7 protein-coding genes are annotated in these 8,367 nt (G+C 65.7%); all 7 read left to right on the top strand.

Annotated features, from left to right (window positions below; translation table 11 throughout):
- The first annotated feature begins 186 nt into the window (after positions 1-186).
- The 7 genes from RMO40_RS07550 (at position 187) to RMO40_RS07520 (ending at position 8,190) form a co-directional block, all read left to right on the top strand.
- Positions 187-411 carry an Arc family DNA-binding protein gene (locus tag RMO40_RS07550; protein WP_309718538.1) on the top strand — a complete coding sequence of 75 codons (225 nt, stop codon included), beginning with the start codon at positions 187-189 and terminating at the stop codon, positions 409-411.
- Positions 412-419: 8 nt separating this feature from the next.
- Entirely contained in the window at positions 420-917 is a 498-nt protein-coding gene (locus RMO40_RS07545; RefSeq protein ID WP_309718535.1) for a hypothetical protein, read from the top strand.
- Positions 918-930: 13 nt separating this feature from the next.
- Positions 931-1,464: a type II secretion system protein gene (locus RMO40_RS07540; RefSeq protein WP_309718531.1), complete on the top strand. Its 534-nt coding sequence runs from the start codon at positions 931-933 to the stop codon at positions 1,462-1,464.
- Positions 1,465-1,584: 120 nt separating this feature from the next.
- Positions 1,585-3,237, top strand: coding sequence for a ShlB/FhaC/HecB family hemolysin secretion/activation protein (locus RMO40_RS07535; RefSeq protein WP_309718528.1), 1,653 nt, complete (start codon positions 1,585-1,587; stop codon positions 3,235-3,237).
- Positions 3,238-3,240: 3 nt separating this feature from the next.
- Positions 3,241-5,385 (top strand): O-linked N-acetylglucosamine transferase family protein, encoded by a 2,145-nt coding sequence (locus tag RMO40_RS07530; protein ID WP_309718525.1) that lies wholly within the window; start codon positions 3,241-3,243, stop codon positions 5,383-5,385.
- A 329-nt stretch (positions 5,386-5,714) separates the two neighbouring features.
- A complete protein-coding gene (locus tag RMO40_RS07525; RefSeq protein WP_309718523.1) occupies positions 5,715-6,548 on the top strand; it encodes a VPLPA-CTERM sorting domain-containing protein in 834 nt (277 codons plus the stop codon).
- Between the two features lie 133 nt (positions 6,549-6,681).
- Complete coding sequence (locus RMO40_RS07520) at positions 6,682-8,190, top strand: hypothetical protein (protein ID WP_309718520.1); 1,509 nt, start codon at positions 6,682-6,684, stop codon at positions 8,188-8,190.
- Positions 8,191-8,367: the final 177 nt, after the last annotated feature.

Here is an 8,367-nt window from a genome sequence, read left to right as displayed (position 1 = left end):
CCGGGGCGGGGCGCGGCCTGCGCACCCCACCCATGGACTAGCTATTTCGGCCGGGTACCAGGGCGCTGCCTTCTTGGTGACGTCATGGCACCAACGTAACGTCACCCCATCACCAAAAGGGTGACTTCGGGCTGGTGTCTTGGAGCCATTTATCAAACGTTTCGTTGGAGGGACAAAACCGTGGATGTGGATCTGTTCATCAAAAAAATGCCGCATGTGGTCAAGGAATTGATCAGCCGTGAGGCTTTCGACAACCGCCGTTCGATCAACCAGGAGGCGATCGCATTGCTCGAAGAAGCGCTGGTCAACCGTGTGGGCTCGGCTGGCACCAAGCGCAAGCAGATGGAGGCCCTGCTGACCGACGCCGTCGGTGCGAACGCTCACGCGTCCTTCAACCACTCTCAACCTTAGGAACTCACATGCTGAACATCAACCTCAAGAGCGGCCTGGCGGCTGTCGCCGCCGCCACTCTGCTGTGCGCGCCGGTTCAAGCCAGCGCCGCACTGGCGCCCGTCGACGTGCCCGGCACCACCGCGACCACCGCGACCACCGACTACCTCGCACAAGCGATGCGACATGCCTTGGCCATCAACCCGCCCACACTGGCCGACACCGCAAGCTGGTTTGCGCTGCCCGCCTCGGCGATGCAGTCGCCGTTGTCGGTCAAGCTGCGCGCGAGTTCCGACCTCGCGCTGTGGCACCTGGTGGCCACCGTTCACGCACAGCAGCAGAACAAGACCTTCGACCTGGTCGACGCCGGCGCCAAGACCGTGTGGAAGCTCGAGTACGACAAGGTCTCTGCCGTGCCGCTGCCTGGCGTGGTGTGGCTCTTCGTGATGGGCTTGCTCGGCATCGCGGGCACGCGCCTCAAGGGCAAGCACGCAAAGCCGTTCGGCATGACGTCCGCTGCGGCCTGAGGTGTCGGTACACGTGCGCCCGGCTCGAACCGAGCGTGGCTTCACCTACCTCGGGCTGCTTTTCATCATCAGCGTGCTGGGGCTGACGGCCGCCATGGCCAGCGTGGTGTGGAGCACCGTGCAGCGCCGTGAGAACGAGAAGCAGCTCGTGTTCGCGGGGCGCCAGTTCCAGACGGCAATCGAACGCTACGGTCAACGCGCGCAGGGCAGCCACCTGCGCTTCCCGCGCGAGCTGGATGACCTGCTGCGCGACCCCCGCGCCTTGAACATGCAGCGCTTCCTGCGCCAGATCTATGTCGACCCGATCACCGGCGAACGGCAGTGGGGTCTGGTGCGGCTGGCCGATGGCAGCATCGTCGGCGTGCACAGCTTGTCGACACGCGCGCCCCTGCGGAGCAGCTTGTCTGCCGTGGCAGGTACGCGCGGTGGCGACGTGGCGGCCGAAACCTACCGAGACTGGCGATTCATCGCGCCGAGCGCAGAGGCCTTGTTGATGTCTGGGCCGGGGCCGGCTGCGTCTGCGCCCCCACAACCCAGCCCCCAATAGCCGGGCACCCTCGAAGAACTGTCATCTTGCGCCGCAAGAATCGACGGGCTTGGGTCAGGCCGTTGTTGCGGCCGCGGCTCGCCCGACCTTTGCCGTCGTCTTTCTGATGTCTGCCGCTTCATGCCTTCGATCCCTGTTCTGCACGCCCCTCGTTTTCACGCGCGACTGACCTGGCTTTTGTTTGTGGGCCTCGTGCTGGTGCTGCTGTCGTTGCCCACGTGGGCGCAGACAGCCGCACAGGCCGAAGCGCCGGCGGCGCGCTTCGACATCTTCGAGTACCGCGTGGAAGGCAACACCGTGCTGCCGGCCGACCGCATCGAGCGTGCGGTCTACCCCTTCCTCGGCGAGAAGCGCACGGTCGCCGATGTGGAAGCCGCGCGGCTCGCGCTGGAAACGGCCTACCGCGACGCGGGTTACGGCACCGTGCTGGTCGACATACCCGAGCAGCGTGTCAACGTGGGCGTGGTCGTACTGCAAGTGGTGCAGGCCCCGGTGTCGCGGCTGCGCGTGATCGGCGCCAAGTACTACTCGCAGGGCCACATTCTCGACAAGGTGCCGGCGCTGGCCGAAGGCGCCACGCCCAACTTCAAGCAGGTGACCGAGCAGCTCGCCACCGTCAACCGTTCGGGCGACCGGCGTGTGACGCCGCTGCTGCGCCCCGGCAAGCTGCCGGGCACCACCGAAGTCGACCTGTCGGTCGAAGACCAGCTGCCGCTGCACGGCAGCCTGGAGCTGAACAACAAGCACGGGGCCGACACCACGGCCACACGTTTGCAAGGCTCCTTGCGCTACGACAACCTGTGGCAGCGCGAGCACAGCCTGGGTGTGCAGGTGCAGGTGTCGCCTGAAGACCTGGACGAGGTGCGCGTCGTCTCCGGCTCGTACTCGGTGCCGGCAGGCACGGGCTTGTGGGTGGCCTCGGCCATTCGTTCCGAGAGCAACACGCGGGTGCGCTTGAACGACATCCAGGTGGTGGGCCGGGGCAAAATCTACAGCCTGCGCCGCATCTTCGTCGACAGCAGCGAAACCTTCACCCAGTCGCTGACGCTCGGCGCCGACTACAAAGACATGCTGGGCATCGTCTACAAGCTAGACGCCAACGGCAGACTGGTCGCCGGCATTTCCTGCTCCGGTGAAACGCTCTGCACCCCCGTTCGCTACCTGCCGCTGAGCGCCATCTACTCGGCCACGCTGCCCGACAAACAAGGCGCCTGGCAGGCCGGTGGCGGCGTCGTGTTCGCGCTGCGCGGCTTGTTCAGCAAGCAGTCGGAGTTCGGCGAAAAACGCTATCTCGCCCAGAGCAACTTCTCGGTGCTCAAGCTCGACCTCTCGCGCACGCAAAAACTGCCGCGCGACCTGGTGCTGTTCGGCAAGCTCGAAGGCCAGGTGTCCAGCCAGCCGCTCATCAGCGACGAGCAGTTCGTGGCCGGCGGTGTGGACAGTGTGCGTGGCTACCTCGAGTCCAGCGCCGTGGGCGACCGTGCCTTGAGGGCGTCGTTCGAGTTGCGCTCGCCCAACTTTTTTGCTGACAGCAAGGGCCTCATCGCCGACCTGCGGGCCCACACGTTCTTCGAAGGTGCCGGCCTATGGCTGAAGTCGCCGCTGCCCGAGCAAGATTTTCGTTCGGGCCTGCTGAGCACCGGCTTCGGTGTGCGCCTGCGGACGCAAAAGCACGCCAGCGTCGCGCTCGATGTCGGCTGGCCACTGCGCGACGCCGGTACCACTGAAAAAGGCTCGCCGCGTGTGCACCTGAGCGGCATGCTCGAGTTCTAGGCCATGGCCAAGGTTCGAACCCCGGCGCGTGTGCCCGCCCCGCTGCATTTCCCGCGCGCGGCTGTCGACCCGATGTCTCTGCTGCTGCAAGCCCAGCAGTTGATGGCCGCCGGGCAACATGACCGCGCGATCACCTTGATCCGGCCGGTGCTCGATCACCCACACCTGCAGCCTGAAGCAAACTACCTGCTGGGCCGGGCGCTGAAGGCGGGCGGTGACATGAACGGTGCCGAGGCTGCCTATCGCCATGCATTGGCGCTTCGGCCCGGTTACGTGGAGGCATTGGTCAGCCTGGGCATCGTGATGAAGATGCGCGGCGATGTCGAGGCCGCCATCGCCCTGTACGACCAGGCGTTGGGCCTCGACCCCTCGTTCGCGCCCGCACACGCCAACCGCGCCGCTGCCATGGCGCTTCGCGCGGCGCTGGCTGCCGAAAACCCGCTCGACGAAATTCCCAGCGACGAAGTGATCGAGGCGCAGGCCCGTGCCGTGAACCTGGCGCCTGGCAATGCCGTGATGCTGCGCAACCATGGGGTGATGCTCATGCGGGCGAGGCGCCGCCTTGAAGCCGCGCAGGCCTTCAACCAGGCGCTCACCGTGGATCCGAGCGACGTCGACGCCTGCATTCACATGGGCGTTTGTTTGCGCGCCCTGGGCGACAACAAACTCGCGATCGGCTTGTACGAGAAGTGGTTGGGCATCAACGCGCCCAGCGCACCCGTCATGCGCGCCCTGGCCGGCCTGCTCACCCGCGAGGGCCAGGTCGACGTGGCGCGCGCCTGGGCTGAAAAAGCCATCGCTGTGGACCCGGATCCTTATGCGCTGATCCAGCTGGGCAGCACCCTGATGCAGTCACGACGCCTGGACGAGGCGCTGGCGCATTGCCACCGGGCCGTCGAACTCTCAGGCGGGCGTGCCGACATCTACCCGACCCTGCTGCTGGGCCTGACCTACCTGCACGACGACCCGCAACCCATCTTCGACGCCCACGAGGCGTTTGGCCGCCAGATCAAACCTGCCGCAACACCGCGCCCGCCCTGGAGGCCACTCGCGCCCGGTGAGCGCCTGAAGGTGGGCTACGTGTCGGGCGACTTTGTGCGCCACTCGGTGTCGTTCTTCATCGGCGCCTTGCTCGAGCGGCACGACAAAAGCCGCTTCGAGGTCACCTGCTATCACAACGTCGGGTGGGGCGACGCCGTCTCCCAGCGTCTGCGCTCCTATGGGCACCAGTGGGTTGAATGTGATGGCATGTCAGACGAACTCTTGCGCCGCCGCATCGAGGCCGATGGCATTCACATCCTGGTCGACCTGTCGGGCCACACCCTGCATTCGCGCATCTTCACCTTCGGCCTGGGTGCGGCGCCGGTGCAGATCAGCTACCTTGGCTACCCCACGGTCAGCGGCGTGCCGGCCGTCGACTACCGGATCACCGATGCCGTGATCGACCCGGGCGACATGCCGCCACTGGCGTCAGAGCGGCCGCTGTGCCTGCCGCGCTCGATGTTCTGTTACCGCCCGGACGAACAACCGCCGCTGGCACCGCCGCCCGTGTTGAAGGCCGGCCACATCACCTTCGGCTCGTTCAACAACATCGCCAAGGTCACCGACCACACGCTTGACCTGTGGGCGCAGGCCATGAACGCCGTGCCGCAATCGCGCTTGTTGCTCAAGTCGTCGTCGATGGCGCAGACCTCCAACCGCGAGAACATCGAGCGGTTCATGCGCGCGCGCGGCATCGCCGCAGACCGGCTCAGCCTGCAGCCCTGGATCGCCAGCAAGAGCAGCCACTTGGAGCTCTACAACCAGGTTGACGTTGCGCTCGATCCCTTTCCCTACAACGGCGCCACCACCACCTGCGAGGCGCTGTGGATGGGCGTGCCCGTGGTCACGCGGCGGGGGCGCACGCACACCTCGCGCATGGGGGCGTCGCTGCTCGGCGCCATCGGTCGCGACGACTGGGTGGCCGATGACGACGCGGCTTATGTGGCCACCATCTTGCGCGTGGCAGCCGATGTGGATGGCCTGGCGCGCTGGCGCTCGCAGGCGCGCGAACGGCTCGCCGAAAGTGCCCTCTTCGACGAGCCCGGCTTCGTGCGTGACTTCGAGGCCGCGCTGCAGCAGGCGTGGGCCTTGGCCGCCACGGCCTAGTCCGAACGCATCACCCCGGGAGCGCTTGTGCGCACATCGGGCGTCACCCAGCGTCGATAAATTCACATGAAGTTCGTTGTGAACGTCCATCTCGGTGCGCAGGGCTAGGCTGAAGTAGCCATCAGTGGGTGCACACGGAACATGGCCACGACACAGGGGACTTCTAGAGTCGCGGCTGTCGGAAGGTTCCCGCCCTAGGGAGGCACGCCGATGCGGTCTGGTCTCGATGGTTGTCGATAGCCCGCTCTCACTGTGGGTTGTCACGGCGGATCGCGACAAGGGCTGTGCAACTTGCGCTATTTCATTTTCAACCCAGGAGAGAACTCAGTATGAAACTTAACCTCAAGATGATCGCCGCCGCTGTGGCCATGGTGTCGGCAACGGGCCTCGCCCACGCCGACCTGACCGCCCCGACGACTGGCAACGGCAGCTTGTCGCTGTTCGCCTTCAACACCGTGACCCGCGACTACTACCTTCGCGACCTCGGCTTCCTGATGAACGACTTCCTGCCCAGCAGCGTGACCTCGCTGTCAGGCAACGGTGGCGGCACCGGCACGCGCACGCCTGAGGCTGGCCTGTTGCTGAACTCTGGCAACACCCCCAACTTTGCCGATGTGTCGTTCACCACCTGGTTGGGCACCCAAAACGTGGCCGACATCCGTTGGGCCGTTTCCGCTGGTGACTCCACCGGTACCTCGACTGCCACCAACGTGCCGCGCGCAATCACGTCGTCGGCTGTGGACCTGAATCCCACCAACCAGCTGATGACGAGCTACTCGTCGAGCGGCAACGCAGGCGGTCTGGCCGGCTTCTTTGGCAGCGCGACCTTGTCAGTGACCGGCCCGGGCGCTCCGGCAGCCTTTGACACCAACTTTGGTCTGGGCGGCGCGAGCTTGGCTTCCCTCGACCAGAGCGTTGGCTTGTTCTACTTCGCCCGCACGGCCGGCACCAGCGCCAACGCCATTGCAGCCACCAAGGTGCAGTACGGCAACAGCACCGGTTTCGCCACCGTCACGCTCGAAGCCGACGGCGACTTCGTCTACAACCTGGCCGGTGCTCCCGTGTCGGAAGTGCCGATCCCTGCCGCTGCCTGGTTGCTGGGCAGTGGCCTGTTTGGCCTGGTGGGCATGGCCCGCCGCCGCAAGGCTGCCGCACAAGCCTAAGCAGGCCTGCGGCGGGCCTTCACAGCCCGTTCAACAGCGTTTCCAACCCAACCCGATGCAGCAGCCGCTGCGCCGGGTGGGGTTTGGTTTTGCCGAAATTTGATCGACTCCCGAATTTCCTCAAGGACACACCATGAAACTCAGCAAAATTTCCCTCGGCGTTGCCGCCGCCTGCGGCATCCTGTCGGCCCCGGCCCACGCCCTGCTGGCCAGCGCCTACACCAACGCCCCCAGCTGGCCCGCTCCCATCAGCCTGGCCACCCCCGGCGGCGAGTTCGTCGGCGACACCATGAACATTCGCGTCTCCGGCGCCACCGCGCAAGACCCGGGTCTGCTGGCCTCGGCCACCCGCTACTGCGCGGCCGGCACGATGACCCGCTACTCGATCTCGAACAACTTCGTCTACTTCTGCACCGCCAACCTGGCCCGCATCACGCCGCGTGCCGGCGCGACCAAGATCGCCTTCTACAAGTACTCCGTCGGTGGCTCGGGCGCTGGCGTGGCCCCGGTCAACGGTGGCACGGTGGCCACCCCCACGGCCGCTTCGCTGATCAGCACCCCCTTCCTCGACCTGGCCAAGCTCGCCACCTCGTGCGCTCCTGGCGCTTCGTCGGTGGTTGACGTTGACGGCGCAGGCCCGCTGTCGAGCTTCCAAGACTTCACCTGCGCCGGCGCCAGCAGCTCGCTCGTGACCAACGCCGTCAGCTACATCGGCGTGTCGGACGTCGAGCCGCAGTTCTTCGGCACACCTGCCAGCTACAGCCGTTTGCAAGCGCAAGCCCTGGCCACCGTGATCTTCGGCGTGCCAGTCACACGGAACATCTACGAAGCTCTGCAAGCCGCACAAGGCATTCCGGTCGGTGGCATCACCGAAGCCGACATGCCTTCGCTCACACAAGGCCAGATCACTTCAATGTTCACCCAGGTCGGCCAGAGCTGGTCGGGCCTGACCGGCGCGACCGTCGGTGACGACCTGGTCTATGTGGCCCGCCGCGCCGACTCGTCGGGCACGCAAAAGACCTTTGAAGCACTGGTCGCCCGCACCGGCAACGGTACGCTCGGCGGCCGTGAGTGCCAAGCCGGCGTGGACCCGTTCGTCGCTGGCCCGGCCGCCTTGGACAACGCCGCTGCCAACAGCCTGTGCACTGCCGACAACCTAGTGGTCAACGCCAGCGGCAGCAACCAAGTCCTGACCTGCATGAACGCGCACCACAACGGTGGCCGGGGAGCGATCGGAACCATCTCGACAGAGTTCAAGACCACCGCTGGCGGCCTGATCCGTTTTGTCAAGATCAACGGTCTGGCTCCGACGCACGCCAACGTGGCGCGTGGTGCTTACACGCAGTACACCGACGCATCGCTGAACACCCGCATCGGCGCCACCCTGCCGACGGCCAGCGCCGCCGGTTATTCGGCCTTCCTGACCACGCTGAAGTCTGACTTCTCCGACCCAGCCGTGATCGCCGTGATCAACGGCGGCAACCAGCCTTTCGGCGCCTCGGGCCTTATGGCTCTCGACGTGCTGGAAACCACCGTGCCGGTGGCTGACTATTCCGGCGCACAAGGCCGCAACCCCTGGTCGCGTCTGGTCGGCGGTACCGACCTGAACAACTGCCAGCCGGGCAAGGCAGCAGCGTTCTAAGAAGAAGTTTCTTCATGACCGCTTCTAGCAGCGGTCGCTTCAACTGAAGCATTGAGCCGGCGTCTCGCAAGAGCGCCGGCTCTTTTCGTTGGCATTTCGTCATTCCCGCTTGCGCGCACTGCTGCGCGAGGAAACCGCACTGTTTGAGTCGCCATTCCCGCGTAGGCGGGAATCCAG

The sequence above is a fragment of the Rhizobacter sp. genome, assembly GCF_031412075.1.
Classification (GTDB): Bacteria; Pseudomonadota; Gammaproteobacteria; order Burkholderiales; family Burkholderiaceae_C; genus Rhizobacter.
Note: the sequence above shows the minus strand (reverse complement) of the source record. Positions and strands in the feature narration are given on the sequence as shown.

Bases quoted from the DNA above. Each gene is read 5' to 3' on its own strand.
- RMO40_RS07530 (WP_309718525.1), top strand. From the start codon at position 3,241: ATGGCCAAGGTTCGAACCCCGGCGCGTGTGCCCGCCCCGCTGCATTTC.
- RMO40_RS07535 (WP_309718528.1), top strand. From the start codon at position 1,585: ATGCCTTCGATCCCTGTTCTGCACGCCCCTCGTTTTCACGCGCGACTG.
- RMO40_RS07520 (WP_309718520.1), top strand. From the start codon at position 6,682: ATGAAACTCAGCAAAATTTCCCTCGGCGTTGCCGCCGCCTGCGGCATC.
- RMO40_RS07525 (WP_309718523.1), top strand. From the start codon at position 5,715: ATGAAACTTAACCTCAAGATGATCGCCGCCGCTGTGGCCATGGTGTCG.
- RMO40_RS07545 (WP_309718535.1), top strand. From the start codon at position 420: ATGCTGAACATCAACCTCAAGAGCGGCCTGGCGGCTGTCGCCGCCGCC.